The organism is Luteibacter sp. UNC138MFCol5.1 (assembly GCF_900110505.1).
Classification (GTDB): Bacteria; Pseudomonadota; Gammaproteobacteria; order Xanthomonadales; family Rhodanobacteraceae; genus Luteibacter.
In genome coordinates this window covers 114,654-133,830 of sequence record NZ_FODZ01000007.1, presented here as the reverse complement: position 1 = coordinate 133,830, position 19,177 = coordinate 114,654, and the positions used below count along the sequence as shown (strand labels likewise).

At 67.3% G+C, this 19,177-nt stretch carries 12 protein-coding genes; 6 read left to right on the top strand and 6 right to left on the bottom strand.

Annotated features, from left to right (window positions below; translation table 11 throughout):
- Positions 1-232 precede the first annotated feature (232 nt).
- From BMY69_RS17515 to BMY69_RS17500, 4 genes are all read right to left on the bottom strand, one after another.
- Entirely contained in the window at positions 233-1,849 is a 1,617-nt protein-coding gene (locus BMY69_RS17515) for an NAD+ synthase (protein ID WP_090180723.1), read from the bottom strand.
- 143 nt (positions 1,850-1,992) lie between these two features.
- Complete coding sequence (locus tag BMY69_RS19785) at positions 1,993-3,801, bottom strand: membrane dipeptidase (protein ID WP_090180721.1); 1,809 nt, start codon at positions 3,799-3,801, stop codon at positions 1,993-1,995.
- A 34-nt stretch (positions 3,802-3,835) separates the two neighbouring features.
- Positions 3,836-6,829: a TonB-dependent receptor gene (locus BMY69_RS17505; RefSeq protein ID WP_255364601.1), complete on the bottom strand. Its 2,994-nt coding sequence runs from the start codon at positions 6,827-6,829 to the stop codon at positions 3,836-3,838.
- A gap of 48 nt (positions 6,830-6,877) precedes the next feature.
- On the bottom strand, positions 6,878-8,296 hold the full coding sequence (locus tag BMY69_RS17500; RefSeq protein ID WP_255364600.1) for a transglutaminase-like domain-containing protein: 1,419 nt from the start codon (positions 8,294-8,296) through the stop codon (positions 6,878-6,880).
- A 277-nt stretch (positions 8,297-8,573) separates the two neighbouring features.
- Here BMY69_RS17500 and BMY69_RS17495 point away from each other — a divergent pair, with 277 nt between their 5' ends.
- The 6 genes from BMY69_RS17495 to BMY69_RS17470 all read left to right on the top strand — a co-directional run bounded on the left by BMY69_RS17495 (position 8,574) and on the right by BMY69_RS17470 (position 15,008).
- The gene (locus BMY69_RS17495; RefSeq protein ID WP_090180715.1) at positions 8,574-9,722 is read left to right on the top strand and encodes a DUF819 family protein; all 1,149 of its coding nucleotides are present in this window, start codon (positions 8,574-8,576) and stop codon (positions 9,720-9,722) included.
- A 12-nt stretch (positions 9,723-9,734) separates the two neighbouring features.
- Positions 9,735-11,126: a C40 family peptidase gene (locus BMY69_RS17490; protein WP_090180713.1), complete on the top strand. Its 1,392-nt coding sequence runs from the start codon at positions 9,735-9,737 to the stop codon at positions 11,124-11,126.
- An 18-nt stretch (positions 11,127-11,144) separates the two neighbouring features.
- The gene (locus BMY69_RS17485) at positions 11,145-12,236 is read left to right on the top strand and encodes a dipeptide epimerase (protein WP_090180710.1); all 1,092 of its coding nucleotides are present in this window, start codon (positions 11,145-11,147) and stop codon (positions 12,234-12,236) included.
- Positions 12,237-12,248: 12 nt separating this feature from the next.
- Complete coding sequence (locus BMY69_RS17480) at positions 12,249-13,091, top strand: MurR/RpiR family transcriptional regulator (protein WP_090180707.1); 843 nt, start codon at positions 12,249-12,251, stop codon at positions 13,089-13,091.
- Positions 13,092-13,204: 113 nt separating this feature from the next.
- Positions 13,205-13,858, top strand: a complete 654-nt coding sequence (locus BMY69_RS17475; RefSeq protein ID WP_255364607.1) for a L,D-transpeptidase family protein — start codon at positions 13,205-13,207, stop codon at positions 13,856-13,858.
- 28 nt (positions 13,859-13,886) lie between these two features.
- Positions 13,887-15,008 carry an NAD(P)/FAD-dependent oxidoreductase gene (locus BMY69_RS17470; RefSeq protein ID WP_090180702.1) on the top strand — a complete coding sequence of 374 codons (1,122 nt, stop codon included), beginning with the start codon at positions 13,887-13,889 and terminating at the stop codon, positions 15,006-15,008.
- 237 nt (positions 15,009-15,245) lie between these two features.
- Here the strand turns inward: BMY69_RS17470 and BMY69_RS17465 are convergent, their stop codons facing one another.
- Positions 15,246-18,254: a TonB-dependent receptor gene (locus tag BMY69_RS17465; RefSeq protein WP_090180700.1), complete on the bottom strand. Its 3,009-nt coding sequence runs from the start codon at positions 18,252-18,254 to the stop codon at positions 15,246-15,248.
- Positions 18,255-18,793: 539 nt separating this feature from the next.
- Positions 18,794-19,177: M35 family metallo-endopeptidase (locus BMY69_RS17460; protein ID WP_218143213.1), on the bottom strand; the 384-nt coding region annotated here is incomplete at its 5' end.

The window sequence follows — 19,177 nt, the reverse complement described above, 5'->3', positions numbered from 1 at the left end:
CGCAAGCACCCCTCACCGTCGCCCCGGCGCACGCCGGGGCCCACGGCGATGCGGTCGGTTTTCGCGGAGAGGTCCGCCCGTGGACCGAGGCCGTGGATCCCGGCGTTCGCCGGGATGACGACGTCGCGAGCACCCCTCACCGTCGCCCCGGCGCACGCCGGGGCCCACGGCGGTGCAGTCGGTTTTCGCGACGAATCCCGGCTTTCACCGGAATGACCGCGTCGCTAGCCTCTCACCGCCACCCGGACGTGATCGGATAACGGCGTTCGCGGCCGAAGGCCTTCGTGGTCACGCGCGGGCCCGGCGCGGACTGGCGGCGCTTGAACTCGTTGACGAAGACCATCCGGATGACGCGGCGCACGGTCGCGTCGTCGTGTCCCGCGACGATGATGTCTTCCGCGGACGCCTCGCCCTCGATGAAGTGCTCGAGGATCGCATCCAGCTCGTCGTAGGGCGGCAGGGAATCCTGGTCGGTCTGCTCGTGGCGGAGCTCGGCGGACGGCGGGCGGTCGATCACGGCGACCGGAATCGCGCCGTCGATCGCGGCGCGCCAGCGCGAAAGAGCGTAGACGGTGGTCTTGTAGACGTCCTTCAGCGGCGCGTACGCACCGCACATGTCGCCGTAGAGCGTGGCGTAGCCCACCGCCATCTCGCTCTTGTTACCCGTCGACAGCAGCAGCCTGCCTGTCTTGTTCGACATCGCCATCAGCAGCACGCCGCGCGTGCGGGACTGGAGGTTCTCTTCGGTGATGTCCGGCTCGCGACCCTGGAACACCGGCGCGAGCGCGCCGGTAAACGCCTCGTAGATGCCCTCGATCGGCAGCACGTGGTACTCCACGCCGAGGTGCTCGGCCTGCGCCTTCGCTTCGCGCAGCGACAGGTCCGACGTGTACTCGGTGGGCATCATCACCGCGGTGACCTTGTCCTTGCCCAGCGCGTCGACGGCCAGCGCCAGCGTGAGCGCGGAATCGATGCCGCCCGAGAGGCCAAGCAGCACGCCGGAGAATCGGTTCTTGCCGATGTAATCGCGGATGCCGCGCACGATGCCCGCGTACATGATCGCTTCCGGCGAACGCGTATCGGCAGCCGGCCAGTCGACGGCCTTCAGGCGCTTCGACACCGTATCGAATTCCACGGCCAGCAGCATGTCTTCGAACGACGGCGCGCGGGCGGCGATCTCGCCGTCGGCCTGCACCAGCAGCGAATGGCCGTCGAAGAGCAGGTCGTCCTGCCCGCCGACGAGGTTCACATAGGCGATCGGCACGCCGTTCTCGGTGGCGCGCCGGCGCAGGAGTTCCTCGCGCGTCGCGGCCTGCCGGCGGTCGTATGGCGACGCGTTGATCACGAGGATCAGCTCCGCGCCCGCGTCGGCGGCGTGGGCGGCCGGCTCGGCCTCCCAGATGTCCTCGCAGATCAGCATGCCGACGCGCACGCCCTCGATCGTGAACACGCGCGTCGCCTCGCCGTGCTCGAAATAACGCTTCTCGTCGAAGACGGTGTAATTGGGCAGTGCCTGCTTGTGGTACGTCCACTCCACGCGACCCTCGCGAAGGAGCGACGCGGCGTTGTACACCACGCCCTTCGACGCCGGATGCCCCACCACCGCGGCGATGCCCGTCACCTGCGGCGCCAGGTCGGTCAGTTCCCTGCCGCAGGCCTCGAGGAAGCTCGGCCGCTGGAGCAGGTCTTCCGGTGGGTAACCGGAGATCGTCAGCTCGGGGAAGGCGATCAGCGAGGCGCCAAGGCGATCGCGGGCTTCATCGGCCAGCGCCTTGACGCGCTTCGCGTTGTCCGCGGTGGCGCCTACGGGAAAGTCGAATTGGGCCAGGGCGAAGCGGAAGATGGACATGGGAAGCCGTGCGGTCGCGGGGGATCGCCCATGATAACGCCCTGGGTGGATCGGGGCGGCTCCCCGATCGCCGATGCGATCGGCTGGTAGCAGCCTTACTACCGAAGGGGTGGGAGCCGATCGTATCGGCGATCAGGCCTCCCCTACTGCACCGGCACGTCGTACAACGCGTCGCCGGCGGCCGAGGGCAACGAGAAGTGCCACCATTCCTGCGGGTAGTTCACGAAGCCCTGCGCGGCCATCGCGCGGAGCAGTCGCCGACGGTTCGCGCGCTGCGCCGCGTCGATGTCCGGGGCGTCGGTGTGGGCGCGCGGATCGAAGAAGTCGAACGGGGTTCCCATGTCGAGCGGCGTGCACGCATCGGCGTGGCAGCGCATCAGCGTGAGGTCGACGGTCGCCCCGCGGCTGTGACCGGAGACCGGTGCGATGTACTCGCCCAGCAAGGCCTCCTTGCCGAGGTTCGGATAATGCGCGGCTTTCGTCGACGTATCGGCGAGGTTCCCCGCCCAGCGGACGAACGCCGCGACGGCGCGCGCCGGCCGGTAGCAGTCCCATACGCGAAGACCGTAGCCCTCTTCGCGCAACGTGCGTTCCACGCGCGCGAGCGCTTCGGCCGCGCCGGTGCGCAGGAGGCACTTCGGTGCGCGGTACCCGTCGACCACGCCGCCCGTGAAATTGTCGGACCCGGCATAGCGCATGTCTTCGTCGATGCCCGGGACGAGACTGCGGATGTCCGTCAGCCCCGCCTCCGCGGCGGTCCGCGCAGGCGACAGCTTGGGCGGCGCCGCGGCATCGGCCGCCCAGACGCGAAGCAGGTTTCCCGACCACAGTTTCGCGATGTCCGCGTCGGAGAAGCCGCGGCGTCTGAGCCCCGCCGTGACGTTGGCGGTCTGCGAGGCGTCCATCCACCCGGTCACCTCGCCCCCACCGTCGAAGTCCGATGCGATGCCCACATGGTCGATACCCGCGACCTTCACCATGTGCTCCACGTGGTCGAGGAAGTCGTCCAGCGTCGCGAGCGGATGCTCGCGCTGGATCGCCTTCATGCCTTCGACGTACGCGGGAAGGTAATCGTGCTTCTCGCTGTCGTATTCGGTGTCGCCCGCCGCCTTCGCGACGCTCGCCTGGAGGACTTTCTCGGCCTGCTCGCGCGACGGGTCCTTCTTCAGGAACTCCTTGTACGCGACCGCCTGGACGACGCCGCCCTTCGCCGCGAGGGCCCGCAGGAGGTCGTCCGGAAGATTGCGCGGATGATCCGTCACGGCGCGCGCCGAGGAGTGCGAGGCGATCACCGGCGCGGTCGACAGCGCGAGCACGTCGCGGACGCAGGCGTCCGACGAGTGCGAGACGTCGACCATCATGCCCAGCGCGTTCGCGCGGCGGACGACCTCGCGCCCGAATCCAGTCAAACCGACATTGCTGTCCGGCCGGTCGCCGAGTTCCTTCTTCGGCAGCGAGCTCCCGCACAGATCGTTGTTGCCCACATGCGCGAGTCCGATGTAGCGGACGCCGCGCGCATAGGCGGTATCCAGCCGCCGGATGTCGTGACCCAGCGAATACCCGTTCTCGATGCCGATCATCGCCGACAATCGACCCGCCGCCTTGTTGGCTCGCACGTCGTCAGGCGTCAGCGCCAGCCGGATCTGGTCCGGATAGGCCTTGAGCATCCGGTCGATCGCGTCGTACTTGCGGGCCGCCTCGGCGACAGCCTTCGCGTAACCGGCGGGCGTGAGCGGCCCCTGCTCCACGTAGATCACGAAGAAGGCCGCATCGAGGCCGCCGCGACGCATCTTCGGCAGGTCGACCTTGAGCGGACCGTCCTTGCCCGCGTCGAACTTCGGATCCTCCATGTACGACAGCGGGATGTCGACGTGGGTGTCGAGCGTGAGCGGATGGTCCTGGGCATGGACGACCGGTGCCAGGAGAAGCATCGTGGCGAGAAGCGTCTTCATGATCCTCCCTTCGGGACGGTGACCGGGGCCACCGTCAGAAATCGATCGACACCGTCAGCTGCCCGAAGCGCGGCGACTGGAAGCGCTGCGGCTGCAGGTAGGTCGGATTGAGCCCGCCCACCGACGTCTGCAGGTCCTGGTCGACGCCCAGCGTGCGCTGCTGGTTGAGGAGGTTATACACCGCGAACTTCACGCGCAGGTTGTTCTTCTCGTCGATCGGCAACAGGTACGTGATGCTCGCGTTGAGGTTGAACGTCCACGGCGTGCGCTTGTCGCCACGCGGCGAGCGCTCGTACACGCGATTCTCCGAGACCGGGTCGGCGCAGTTGTCCACGCAGATGAAGTAGCTGTGGTACACCGTCGCATCGAACGGGTTGCCGACGCCATAGCCGGTGATCGGGCTGCCCGAAAGCGCCGTGAGATCCGCGCCCACCTGCCACTGCGGCGTGATCGCGTACGTGCCGCGCAGCTTGAACTGGTGGCGATGATCGTTCGGCAGGTAGCCTCCCGACAGGTTCACCCACGGATCGTCGAAGTTCTCGGTACGGCCCGTGTCGTCGAAGTTGGTGTCGGAGTTGACGGGACCTTCGGCGTTGCCGCGGCTCCACGAGAGCACGTACGACGCGTTGAACATCCACTTCTCGTCCCACGCGCGGTCGACCTGGAACTCCAGCGACCCGAACGTGCGGCGCGGCTTCTTCCAGCCGCGCTGCCCGAGGTAGTTGCCGTCGGCGTCGTAAAGGGCCCAGCCGGCCTTCGACGTATCGATGTCGATGTAGCCGTCGGGCGTGCCGTCGCAGTTCGTGTCGCCGTAGACGGTGAGCTTGCGTCCCGGGTTGCCCATCACGTAGCCGATGTAGCCGTCGCCGCCACACTGCGGCGTCGCACTGATCTCCATGTCGTCGATGGCGTTGTGCAGCTTGCGATACGTGCCGCTGACGCCCCACGACCAGGTATCCGTGATCGCCTGCTGGAAACCGAGGATGGCCTCGTCCTGGTAGACCGAATCCATGTGCCGGTCGACCTCGGCGCGCAGGTCGCCGACGGTGCCGTCGCCCTGCGAGTCGTCGACCGGTCCGATCTGTGGGCCGAGGATCGGCATCGCGTACGGCGAGCCGTTGCGGTCCAGCATCTGGTACCCGTCGAACGCGTAATAGGTGCGCTGGTCGAGCAGGCCGCCGGCCTGCTTGATGTTGATCACGTTGGCGACGGGGAGGTAATAGCGGCCCAGGTTGCCGAACACCTTCATCGTGCCGTCGCCCTTGAGGTCCCACGAGAAGCCAAGGCGCGGCGCGATCATGTCGTCCATCTTGATGTACGAGGCGCCTTCGCCCGTCTTGTTGTCGAAGGCGTCCCGGCGCAGGCCCGCGTTGAGCAGGAAGTCCGGCGTGATGTTCCAGTTGTCCTCGACGTAGTACGCGTTGTTCGTCGTCTCGAAGGTGCCGGCGATCTCGTAGCGCCGCGCGCGGACGTAGGCGTTGTATCCGGCGGGCACCACGCCGCCGTTCTCGATCGTCGCGCCGGGCGTGGTGGCGTAGATGTTGTAGTAGTACGAACCCGGACCCGGATACCGGCGCGAGTAGATCGACGTGTCCACCTCATGGTCGTAGCCGAAGCGCACGACGTGGTCGCCGAGCGTCCACTCGAAATCGGCGCGACCCTGCTTGCGGGTGTCGTTACGTTTCTCCACCGCGGTGCTGGTGCTGCATCCTAGCGGCACGCCCGGACCCGGCACGGCCGACGCCCTCGCCACCGGGTTGCAGTCGATGTCGGACTGGGCGCGCGTGAAATCCTCGCGCTCGTTCCGCCCATACATGAGCTTCATCGACAGGTCGTCGACGAGGTAGCTGGTGAAGGTGCCGTTCCAGTTTCGCCCACCCGTGTTGCTGGTGATCACGTCCTTGCGGGCGCTCTTGGTGTGCGTGTCGTAGTCGTAGTTGTAGACGGAACCGAGGTTCTTGTTCTTGTCCGAGAAGGCCATGAACTCGAGCAGGTTCTTGTCGTCGATGTGCCAGTCGACCTTCGCACCCCAGAACCCGGAGTCCGTGTCGTTCTGCGTCAGCACCGTGCCCAGGTTGTCCGTGTTCTGCGGCGTGTAGCCACGGGCCTCGTACATCGCGAAGAAGAACAGCTTGTCCTTCACGATCGGACCGGACGCGTACACGTTCATCTTCGTGCGCGAGTAGTTGTCCTCCGACGAGGTGATGTAACGCTCGCCGTTCCAGTAGCGGTTCTTCGTGGTCGCCTGCCAGGCGCTCGGCTCGAAGGTCATCTCCGCGCCGGTCTTGAATTCGTTCGTGCCCGAGCGCGTGACCGCGTTGACCACGCCACCGGTCGTGCGGCCGAACTCGACCGAGTAACCGCCGGTCTTCACCTGGAACTCCTGATAAAACGCGAACGGCGCCTCCGAGAACCCGTTGCGGTTGTAGAAGTCGGTGACGTTCAGTCCGTTCACGTAGAACGAGTTCTCGGCCACGGACGAGCCGCCGAACGAGATGCCGCCGAAGCTGGCGTTGCCCTTGTTGACGCCCGGCGCGAGCAGCGCGACGGACGCCACGTTCTGATCCACCGGCAGGCGGCGGATCTCCTCGCGGCTGATGTTCGTGGCGGTTTCGGTCGAGCTGACGTCGACGGCGGAGATCACCACCGGCGCGCTGACCTGCACGCCTTCGAGGTTGGTCGTCGCCGAGCCGCGCTCCACGAGGTACACCGTGGTGGCGGTACCTAGGCTCACGTTGACCTCGGCGGGTTCGGCCACGGCCTGGCCGTCCTTGCTGCTCTCCAGCCGATAGTGTCCGACCGGCAGGAAAGGAAAGCGGTAGGTGCCGTCGTCGCCGGCGGTGACCGTGCGCGTCAGGCCCGTCGACGGGTCGCGGACGGTGACGGTAGCCCCGGCCTTCGTGCGGCCCACGATCGAACCGTCGGTATTGGCGGCGACGGCCGTGCCGGACATCGCGAGGCCCATGCCGATGGCCATGCACAGGGCGCCGTGACGCCATGCGCGCCGGTTCGTCTTGATCTCCCCCATCTCCCCACTCCCATAAGATGACGTTTCGGGTTGTCGTGCGTTGACCGGCTAGCGGGTCGGGTCACCGCCCCCACGCGGTGTGTCGACGCGGTGCCACCGGAAGTCGTAGTCCCACTGATCGAAGTAGAGGTTTCCGCCCTTCCACTCGACCTCGCCGCGTTGCGAGTCGACGGTGTCGGAACGGAACGACGTCTTGGCCGGCGTGAACGGCTGCGACCAGTCGTCGTTGAACGCGATGCGGTAGGCGTCGAGGCCACCGAGATAGAAGCCCTCGAGCTTGTCGTCGCCCGGCTTGGTGCCGGTGAGACGGCCGAAGGTCACGTCCATCGGCACCCAGCCGTACGGGGCGAGATAGACCTGCCCCCAGTCATGGATGTTGTTGTACGTGCCGTCGGAGAAAATCCAGCCCGACTGCCAGCGGGCCGGGATGCCGTTGAGGCGAAGCAGCGTGATGAGCAGGAGCGTCTGCTCACCGCAGTCGCCGTGACCGGCATGCAGCGTGTAGTCGCCGATGTTCGGGATCGTCGAGTATTCGCGCGCGCCGGCCCACGGGATCGTGTCGACGGCGGCGAACAGCTTCTGCACGATCCGGTACGGATCGGTCTCGTCGCCGACCACGCGCTTCGAGTACGCGCGCATCGCGTCGGTGAACACGACGTGCGGTGCGCGCTCGGCCACATACGGCGCGAGCGCCGGCGTGATCGCCGTGCGCGTCACCTTCGCGGGGTCGATGTCCACGTAGCGCGCGTAGAGCGTCACGTCGTAGGTGATCGAGAACGTGGTCGGCTTGCCGGCGACCGCCTGCTTCTCGAGGTAGGCCGTGCGCTGCCACGCCGACTCGGGCGCGATGGTCGCCTTCGCCGGTTCGCTGCCGACGAGCCGGATGTCTTCCTGCTGGCTGGGAATCGCGCGGGGATACGGAATCCAGGCGCGGATCGTCTCGCCCGCGGGAACCGCGTCGGCTTTCACGGTGAGGATCTGGGTCACTTCCTCGCGACGCGGGAGCACGCTCGTCGTCTGTTCCGCAAGCGCCGCCGCGCGCACCGCGCGGTGGTGGTCGTTGAGGACCTCGTTCGGCCCGTCGTTGAACGGTGTCTGCTCCTTGCGGCGCGCACGGGCATCCGCGCTCAGCCGGAACAGGTTCGCCGGCGCGCGCTTGAAGTACAGCGTGCGCCCGTCGATCACCTGCTTCTCGAGCAGGCCCGCGGCGTCCCATGTCGCGAATTCCGCGTCGGTCAGATCGGGAATCTGTTTTCGGAGGCGCGCCTTCACGGCCCCGGCATCCAGCGTGAAGTCGATCAGGATGCGGCGCATGCGCTCGCGCTGGAACTCGAGGGCGGTGCGCTGCGTGGGGGTGAAGGCGGGATCCGCGAGGGCGGCCGCGATGCTCGCTTCGGCGGCCCTGAAATCACCCGCATCGACGTAGGAGCGCGCCCTGCGCGCGACATCTTCTCGCGATGGCGCCACAGGACCCGAGCCTTCCGGCACAAACATGTCGCGGGCAGGGCGCGCTCCTACGGCGCACAGCCAAAGCGCTGCGGCCGCCGTCGCGGCGGCACGGATTGCGATCGTTGCAGGAGCCGCTTTCACCGTTCGGTATCCCCGATGCGACCGTGGTGGGTGGACGTGCGTCAGGGCTGTGTAACATGCTTGCAAACGACGGTCAATAATTTATGCTTCAGGCCAACTCTTCAGGAATAGCTATTCCTGGCGGCCGTCGCGACACAACCCCGGGGAGGGACGCGTGATCCAGTCGGTTTGGCCTTACCTGGCCGTCATGCTGCTTGCCGCCGGTTTCTGGCCAGCGATCGAACGGCGTTTCGGCTGGAAGGTGTTCGATGTGCTGCCGCCCATCGTCCTCACGTACCTGACCGTCACGGCGCTGTCCGTCGCTGGCCTCTGGACGGCCAGCCCCGACATCCATCTCGCGCAGGACACCCTGGTGTCGCGCATGGTGCCCGCGCTGCTGTTCCTGCTGATGATCAACTGCGACCTGCGCGCCATCCTCGCGCTGGGACCGCGCGTGCTTGGCGTCTTCGTCTGCACGTCCATCAGTCTGTTCGCCGCGTTCGTCCTCACCTTCCTGCTCTACCGGCACTGGATGCCGGGCGACGGCTGGAAGCCGCTGGCCTCGCTGTCGGGAAGCTGGATGGGCGGCACCGCGAACATGATCGCGGTGAAGCAGGCGATCGGCATGTCCGACACGTCGCTCGCGACCACCCTGCTCACCGACGCGCTCTGTTACTCGATGTGGGTGGTGGTGCTCTTCGCGGTCGCGCGCCTCGCGCCGGCCTTCAACCATTGGACCCGCGCGACGTCGAGCGCGGACACGGCGGTCGCCGAGACGGCGCCACGCGCACCCGCCACCGGCGACAGCGTCCTGCTCTGGCTCGGCCTCGCGGTGCTGGTGTCCGTGCTATCCGCCGCGCTTGGCAGCCGGCTGCCCGTGGGCAGCATGATCTCGCCGACCACCTGGACGATCCTGATCGCCACCGTCGCGGGCCTCGTCGCCGCACACACGCCGCTTGCCCGCCTGCCCGGCGCGCAGGCCGTTTCCAGCGCGTTGCTGATCTCGGTGGTGGCGGTGCTCGCCTCGCAGAGCAGCTTCGCCGGAATCGCCGCCGCCCCGCTGTACCTGCTGGCGGGCGTGACGGTGATCGCGATCCATGCGGTGCTGCTCTGCCTCGCCGCGCGGGTGTTCCACTTCGATCTGTATCTGTGCGGCATCTCGTCGCTCGCGCACATCGGCGGCGTGGCCGCGACACCGGTGCTGGCCGCCACGTACTCGCGCTCGCTGGTGCCGGTGGGCATCCTGCTCGCGCTGCTCGGTTATATCCTCGGAACCGGATTCGGTCTCGTCGTGGCCGCGGTGCTTTCGCAGCTGGCCACCTGATCAGGAACAGTCATGACCCTGCTTCGCCAAACCCTGCTCGCCGCGCTGCTCGCGCTGACCGTCGGCACGCCCGCCACGGCCGCCGACGTGCCGACGCCCGCGTCGGGCATCCCCGGCGTCAGCGACGCGCAGCTTTCGCCCGACTACTGGGTGGCGCGGCTGGCCAATGCGGATAAGCCCGTCCTCGATCGCGCCGCCATCGCCGCGCTCAACGAACGCGTCGCACGGCTCGACCCCTCGATGCACGACATCCGCCACCTTCCCGCGACGCTGCCGCGCGCACAGGTCACCGGCTGGATCGGCAAGCTCACCACGCGGCCGACGAAGCCGCTGTTCGACGCCGAGGGCAAGCCGGTGGATGCGTCGACCATCGACGCGATTCTCGGCAACGCCGCGCTCGACGCCGTGCCGGCGCAGGTGACGCCACGTTACGGCATGGCGGTCCGTCGGGCGGCCCTGCGCGGCTATCCGACCGACCTTCGCGTCTTCAGCCGCGCCGGCGACACCGACATCGACCGTTTCCAGGAAAGCACGCTTTTTCCGGGCGATCCGGTCGTCGCCGTGCACACCAGCAAGGACGGCCAATGGACGTTCGTGGTGAGCGCGCGCTATGCGGCGTGGGTCCGTGGCGACGAGATCGCCTACGGCGACGCCGCCGCGATCTTCGCCCATGCGGATGCCACGCCCTATCGCGTCATCACCGGCGCCAAACCGAAGACCGTCTACACGCCCGAAGCGCCCGCGGTGTCGGAGCTACAGCTCGACATGGGCACGCGCGTGCCGCTGGATACGACGGCGCCGCCGGACCAGCCGGTGAACGGCCAGAGCCCGTACACCTCGTGGGTGCTGAGCCTGCCGGTGCGCGACGCGCAGGGTGCGCTGTCGTTCCACCCGGCCCTCCTCCAACGCAACCAGGATTCGGCCCCCGACTACCTCCCGCTCACCCGCGCGAACGTCGTGCGCCAGGCGTTCCGGTTCCTCGGCGAACGCTATGGCTGGGGCCATGCGTACAACGGCCGCGACTGCAGCGGCTTCGTCTCCGACGTCTACCGCAGCATGGGCGTGCAGATGCCGCGCAACACGCGCGACCAGAGCATCAGCCCCGGCCTCACGCATACGCTGTATACGGACAAGGACAGCCACGAGGCGCGCCTGAAGGCCGCCATGGCGCTCGAGGTCGGCGACCTCGTCTACATTCCCGGGCACGTCATGATGGTGATCGGCAAGGTCGACGGTCAGCCCTACGTGATCCACGACGTCGGCGGCATGAGCTGGAAGCAGCCGGACGGCAGCCTGCGACGCGTCGTGCTCAACGAGGTGTCGGTGACGCCGCTCCTGCCCATGATGTTCAGCGGCGACGCCACCTTCGTCGACCGTATGACCAGCATCGTGCGCATCCGCTAAACCGCCAGGCGAGACTCCATGAAGATCACCGACATCCGCTTCGGCATGTTGCGCGTACCGCTGAAGACGCCGTTCAAGACCGCCCTGCGCACCGTCGAAACCGTCGAGGACATCGTCGTCATGGTGCATACCGACGACGGCCGAACCGGCTACGGCGAGGCCCCCGCCACGGCGGTGATCACCGGCGACACGCATGGTTCGATCGTCGACGCCATCCGCCACTACATCGCTCCACGCCTGATCGGACAGGACGTGGCTGACCTGAACCGCCTCACGCGGATCGTCCAGGGCGCCCTCGAAAAGAACACGAGCGCGAAGGCCGCCGTGGAAATCGCGCTCTACGACCTGTGGGGCCAGCTCTACGACGCGCCGCTGTACAAGCTCCTCGGCGGCGGCGACCCGGTCATCACCACGGACATCACGATCAGCGTCGACTACATCGACAAGATGGTGGCCGACTCGATCGCCGCCGTCGAACGCGGCTTCGAATCGCTGAAGATCAAGGTCGGCAAGGACATCGGCGTGGACATCGAGCGCGTGCGCGCCATCTACGCCGCCGTCGAGAACCGCGCCCTGCTCCGGCTCGACGCCAACCAGGGCTGGACGGCCAAGGAAGCCGTGTACGCGCTGAACACGCTGGAAGACGCCGGCGTGCGCCTGGAGCTGGTGGAGCAGCCCGTCAAGGCGCGCGACCTGGAAGGCATGCGCTACGTCACCGAGCGCGTGCATACCCCGATCATGGCGGACGAGAGCGTGTTCGGTCCCGCGGAAGTGATGGACCTCATCCGCATGCGCGCCGCCGACATCATCAACATCAAGCTGATGAAGACCGGCGGCATCTCGAACGCCATCCGCATCGCGGACATCGCCGGCCTCTACGGCATCGACTGCATGATCGGCTGCATGCTGGAATCCAGCATCAGCGTGGCGGCCGCCGTGCACGTGGCGGTCGCCAAGTCCGACGTCATCACCAAGGTCGACCTCGATGGTCCGTCGCTGTGCGCGTACGATCCGGTCGACGGAGGCGTCCACTTCAACGAATCGGAGATCTCGGTCAGCGACGCACCCGGCCTCGGCATCCGCGAGATCCGCGGCCTCGAACCCCTGTAACGAGGAGCGTCCATGTCGCCCCTGGTGAAGATCCGCTCCGAACGCGACCGCATGTCCGCGGTGGAGCGGCGTATCGCCGATTTCATCCTCGAGAACGCGCATCTCCTGCGCGACTACTCGTCCCAGCAGCTCGCCAACGCCCTGGGCATCAGCCAGTCGAGCGTGGTCAAGTTCACGCAGAAGCTGGGCTTCCGGGGTTACCCCGACCTCAAATACTCCGTCGGCGAGACCATCGCCCGCAGCGAGGACACCGCGACCGCCGCCCCGTCGGGCGAGCGCCCCGAGGACGACCTGCTCGGCGCCATGCTCTGGGAACGCAAGGCGCAGGCCGAGGAGGCCACCCGGCTCCTCAATGGCCGCGACACGATGCAGGAGCTGTCGAACGCGCTCGCCGCGGCCGGCAAGGTGTACCTCATCGGGCTCGGCGAGGACGACCTGCATGCGCGCGGCTTCGCGATGCGGCTGTCGCTGCTCGGCATCACGGCGATCCGGCACGCCGACGTGGGCCGCATGGCGGCGCAGGTCGCCCTCTGCCAGCCGGGCGATGCGCTGGTCGTGTTCACCGAACATGGCAAGCATCCCGCGCTGGTCAAGATCGCGCGCTACTTCCGTGAGCAGCGCGGCCGCGTGATCACCGTGACGCGGCATACCTCCAATCCCGTGCGCGCGCTGGCCGACGTGGGCCTCGCCGTGGCCGCCTACGACGACGCCTCGTACGTGCAGTCGCTGATCTACCAGTCCACCGTGCAGCAGCTTCTGGATACCGTGTTCGTGCACCTGTGCGAGCACGACGAGGCGCGTCACGCGCGGCTCGTGCAGAACCTCGACCGCATCCAGCAGATGCTGGAGCCCTAGGAACGCCCATGCCGCCGCTTCGTCTCCTTCGCCTGCTCGGCCTCGTCGCCACCCTGTTCGCCTCGTCGCCCGGCGCGTTCGAGGCCCCCGCCGCGTGGTCCGTGTCGCGGCAGATGATCGTGGTCACGACCGACGGCTGGGACGTCGACCACGGCACGTTGCGCACCTATGTGCGCGACGGCACGCAGTGGAAGGAGCAAGGACAGGCGTCGGACGTGACGATCGGTCGCCACGGCAGCGCCTGGGGCGTCGGCCTCAGTCTCCCGCAGCACGACGGTCCGGTGAAGAAGGAAGGCGACGGCCGCAGCCCGGCGGGCGTGTTCCGCATCGGTGAAGCGTTCGGTTATGCCGAAACGAATCCAACGGCGCTCCCGTACCGCGGGCTGACCGCGTCCGATTACTGCGTCGACGTCGACGGCTCGCCGTACTACAACCAGCTCGTCGACGAGAAGAAGGTCGGCGCCGCGGCGGTCGGCGGTGCGACCGAGGCGATGCGCCGCGACCTGCATTTCGATGGCGACCGCGCCTATCGCATCGGCTTCGTGATCGAGCACAACCCCGACGGACGCAAGGGCGCCGGCAGCTGCATCTTCGCCCACCTGTGGAAGTCGCCGACCTCGCCCACCGCGGGCTGCACCGCGATGACGGACGCGACGATGGAACGGCTGCTCGCCTGGCTCGATCCGTCGAAGAAGCCCGTCTTCGTGCTGCTGCCGAAGACCGAATACGCACGCCTGCGTGACGCCTGGAACCTGCCGAGCCCATGAACGCGGCGCGATCGACCAAGGACGAGGCATGAAGCAGAAGCAGCTCGACGTGGTCGTCATCGGCGCGGGTATCGCCGGCGCCTCGGTGGCATGGTTCCTCGCGCCGGAGGCGCGGGTCGCCGTGCTCGAGCGCGAGCCGTTCGCCGGATTCCACACCACCGGGCGTTCCGCCGCGCACTTCAGCGAAAGCTACGGTTCGCCCCAGGTGCGCGCGCTCAGCCGCGCCACGCGCCCCTTCCTCGAGCATCCGCCGCGGGGATTCGCCGGCCACCCCATCCTGCAGCCGCGCGGCGCGATGATCATCGGCAGCGCTACGCAGGCCGCGCGTGTGCTCGCCGAATACGAAGCCGTGCGCGCGTTCACGCCGTCGCTCACCCTGCTCAACGCCGAGGCCATCGCGGCGCGCGTGCCCGTGCTCCGGCGCGAAGCCGCCGCCATCGCGTTCCTCGAACCCGACTCGGCGGACATCGACGTCAACGAACTGCACCAGGGCTTCCTGCGCGGCGCCAAGGCCGCTGGCGTCGCGCTCCACGTCGACACGCCGGTGCAGTCGATCCGCCGCGACGGCGACGACTGGCTCGTCAACGGGCAATGGCGCGCGCCGGTGGTCGTGAATGCCGCCGGCGCGTGGGCCGACACGATCGCGTCGATGGCCGGCGTCGCGCCGATCGGCCTCGAACCGCGCCGCCGCTCGGCCTTCCTGTTCGAGGCGCCGCAGGGGCTCGACGCTAGCGCGTTCCCATTCGTGGTCGACATCGACGAAACGTTCTACTTCAAGCCGGATGCCGGGCTCATGCTCGGCTCCGCCGCCAACGCCGATCCCACGCATCCGCACGACGTGCAGCCCGAGGAATACGACATCGCGCTAGGCATCCATCGCATCGAAGAAGCGACGACGATGACGATCCGCCGCCCGACGCGCACATGGGCGGGACTGCGCAGCTTCGTGGCGGACGGCGATCTCGTCGGTGGCTTCGCCCCGGACGCGCCCGGGTTCTTCTGGCTCGCGGCGCAGGGCGGCTACGGCATCCAGACCAGCGCCGCGATGGCCGAAGCCTGCGCGGCGCTCATCCTCGGCAAGCCGATACCCTCGCACCTCGCGGACGAAGGCATCACGGCGGCGATGCTCAGCCCGGCGCGCCTCGCCTGAAAGCATGGCGTACACGCAACCGTAGGAGCGCGCCCTGCGCGCGACGTGTTCTGAGGCCGGGAGCAACAGCCCCTGATGCTCTTCGCGAAAAGCTGTCGCGCGCAGGGCGCGCTCCTACGGCCGGCCGTGTCGGTGGCGTAGGAGCGCGCCCTGCGCGCGACATGTTCTGAGGCCAGGAGCCACAGGCCCTGACACTCTTCGCGAAAAACTGTCGCGCTCCTGCGTGACGCGTAGACGTCAAAGATCGTACGACACGCTCAGCCGCCCGTACCGCGGCTCCTGCCGCGCGGTGATCACGCCGTACGCCGGTTCCGGAAGGCCCGGGCCCGCTTCCGAGTACGGATACTTCTGCAGCGCGCGGCGCTCGTTGAGCGCGTTGAACACGTTGGCGCTGAACGCGAGCTTGCCTTCCCCGAAGGCCGGCCGCCACGTCACGCCCAGGTCGATCTGGCGGATCCACGGCAGACGTCCCTGCGCACCCGGCGGCGACGGCTCACCGTCGCAGAAGTGGTAGTCGCCCTGATAACCGGCGGGATCCTCGCGATCCGGACCGTAGTAGCCCAGGCAATGGCGCGGCGTACCGGAAACGAGGCTGACGTTCGCGGACGCCAGCCACTCCGGTGCGATCTGCCAGTAACCGAAGACCTTGAACTGGTGCTTGTGATCGTTGCTCTGCGGACCGTTGGTGTGTTCCATGATCGCCGCGTTATCCCAGTCCTCGCTGGTCGAGGCCGCGGTCTGGTTCAGGTCGGAGCGCAGCTGGCCTTCGGTGTTGCCGTAGCTGCGCGAGAAAACGTACGTCGCGCGCGCATACCATGTGCCGTCGAACGGATGCTCCATGAGCAGCTCGAGGGCGTAATACTTGCGCTTCAGTCCCTGGAAGCCGAGCTCCTTGTTCGTGATCGGCACCTGGACGTGATTGCCCGCGGTGTCGAGCAGCGTGAACGTGTTCGCGCGACCCGGATTGAAGAGATAGCAGCTGTTCACCTGGTTCGTATCGATATCCAGGCCCAGCGACTGCCCCTTCTCCACGATGCGGTCGATGTCGCAGTAATCGTCGATGGCGTCGCGCAGCTTGCGCACGGTGACCTTCGCGCCATAGACCCAGTCGCTGCCGAGCGTCTTCGTGAAGCCGAGGATGTACTCGTCCTGGTTCTCCGCCTTCATGCCACGCGCCGCGACCGTCTTCGGATCGGGCAGCTGGCCGAAGTTGTTGTTGGCGGACACCGGCACGCCCGGCGCGATCGCGGTCAGCCCGGTGGGCTGGCCATCCGGCGCGATGCCCGTATAGGTGAAGTACTGCGAGGTGCCCAGCGCGCCGCCGGCGGCATTGAGCGCGGGATTGAGCGGCAGGCCGAGGTAATAGCGACCCGCGTTGCCGTAGACCTTGAACGTCGCATCGCCGAACACGTCCCACGCCGCGCCGATGCGCGGCGCCCACTGCGGACGCGTCTGCTTGATGAACGCCTGGCTGTTCGCGTTGTAGTTGGTGAACTGGTCGTTGCGAAGGCCGAGCGTCACGAGCCAGCGATCGGTGACCTGCCAGGCGTCCTCGATGTACTGCGCGCGCTGGCTGGAGCGCACCGTCGCCAGGCTCGACGAGACGCCGCGCACCACGTAGTACCCTTCTTCGCCGCCGGGGTAGTTGCCGGGCGCGTCGACACCGAGGCCTGTCGAGATGGGCAGATCGGGAGACGACTGGTTGTACGTCCAGATGTAGCCCGGACCGGAGCTCGATGTACCCTGATCCCGCGCGCGCGCCTGCTGGTTGTCGATACCCGCCGTGATCGTGTGATCGCCCAGCGTGTAATGGATGTCGAAGCGCGTGTTCGTCGTCTCGTTGCCGCGGTTCGGATTCGCCAGCGTGGACACCGTCTGCCCGTTCTGCAACGCCACGCCACCGGTGTAGGCGGGATTCTGGAAATCCTGACCGGCGATGTACACGGCATCGGGGTTGTAGCCCGACGGCGACACGTAGTTCACCGTCTTCATCTTGCCGTACTGCGCGCTGATCGTCAGGTTGTCGGTGATGTAGCCGGTGTACTTCGCGGTGTAGACGTCGCCACCGAACTTCTCGTTGTTGGCGCCGGCGATCCGCGCGCCACGCCGGTGATTGGCGTAGTCGTAATCGTAGATCGTGCCCGATCGCTCGGTCTTGTCCGATGCCCCGGTCACTTCGATGATGTTGCTGTCGGTGATGTTCCAGTCGAGCTTGCCGTACCAGCGCGGCAGCTGGTAACGATATGAGCGATCCGGCGACTGCGGCAGTGTGACGTTGCTGATCACGTCGCCGGTCTGTCGCTCGACTTCGGCGGCGGCGAACAGGAACAGCTTGTCCTTGATCAGCGGGCCGCCCGCGTAGAGGCTCGCCGTCGTCGAGGTCACCGTGTTGCCGCGGTTCGCCGCGTAGAGGTCACCGGCCTTCGGCTGCGGCGGCAGTCCGTTGGTGTAGTGGCTGTCCTTCTCCCGCGCGCGCAGCCCGTTCGGTTCCCAGATGATCTGCGCGCCCGCGTGCCACTCGTTCGTGCCGCGCTTGCCGACGACGTTGATCACGCCGCCGTCCGAGCGACCGTACTGCGCGCTGTAGCCGCCGGTGTAGACCTCCTGCTGCTCGATCGCACCGTAGGGCAGCGAAACGCCACCGAACCCGCGCAACGGATCGGTCGTGTTGAAACCGTTGACGTAGTACGCGTTCTCGCTGGCGGCGGATCCGCCGAAGGAGACGAGCGAATTGCCCGTCGCGCTCTTGTAGCTACCGCTGTTGTCCACCGCGCCCGGCGCCAGCAAGGCGATGGCTTCCGAATTGCGGCCCAGGGGCAGCTTGGCGAGCTGCTGCGCCGTCACCACCGTGCGCGAGTCCACGGTCGAGACGTCGATCGTCGGCAACGCGTTGGCCGAGACGCTCACCGCGCCGAGATCCTGCGCCGCCTCCGGCGCGAACGATACCTCCACGCCCGAGCCGACCCTGAGCGCCACGTTCTCCCGGCTCCGCACCGCCGCGCCGCCACGGATCACCGAGACCGTGTAGGTACCGAGCGGCAGCTGCGACGCCGAGTAGCGGCCGCGTGCATCGACCGGCACCTCGCGCGTGAGACCCGTGTCATTCACGACGCGGACGACATCCCCTTCCCCCGCCTGCACCTGGCCATAAATGGAGCCCGTGGTGGACTGCGCGATGGCGCCGCCGGACAGGGCAGAAAACAAAGCGGTGGCCAACAGCGACCGCTGCAACGACGTCTTGCGCATGGAAACCCTTGAAATCGAAAAGGAAGGCAAGCCCCGACCGCACCGCCCTCCCCAGATGGGCGATGGATCGACCGCAGTGGCTTTGCCGGAACACGGACGCAACCGCCCGTCACGCCTGCGAGGCGTCGAAAAACCGAAGGAATTCAGTAGGAGGCGTTCACGGCCGGAAGCGACCGGCCGAACGCGTCGGCCGCCGGATCAGCGGCGACAACAACATCGCGGCGCGGCGCCAGTGGCGCGCGCGTGAAGAGAACCGGCTACTTGAAGGTGACGCATGGACGACCCCTCGTTTTGCTGCGATGCGTCACCGTAACACGACCCAATATAGCCATGTCAAGCATTTGGACGTCTAGATGTCTTATCCTTGCAACACCGCTGCCCTCCGGATGGGAGCGCTCGCGCGCGAACGGGGGCTCGCGTCGGCCTAGCAAGCTGCGGTGGGAGCCCGCTCGCGGGCGAATGGGTGCTTGCGACTCGCCGCACTTCCGCGATACGCCGCCGGCCACGACGGTCGGCGGCGGTCCCACGCATGGCGAATATCACGGATCGTATGGGCGCGTATCCATGACGAAGTACTCGAAATTATCGGCATTGCGCACCGCGTTCGATCGGTCCTTCTTCGCGAGCTCTTCCGCTTTCTGCCAGCCGTAGACGTAATCTCCGGTACCGGGGTACAGCGCATTGAAGTGCGTGTATTCATGGACGAGCGTACCGACTCGCGACGCATACGCGTCCGCCTCCGGCAAGGCGAAGAATTTTGGACAGAATCGGATCGTGTATCGCGTCTCGGTCAACGCAGAGGCCGAGGCATTCTCTCCACTACCTGGACAACCACAGCGCATGTCAAGGTCGGCGGCAATGCGTTTCCTCGAGGCGACGAGGGTTTCGTACACCCTTGCATTATCGTCCAGCCCCCACCCGGC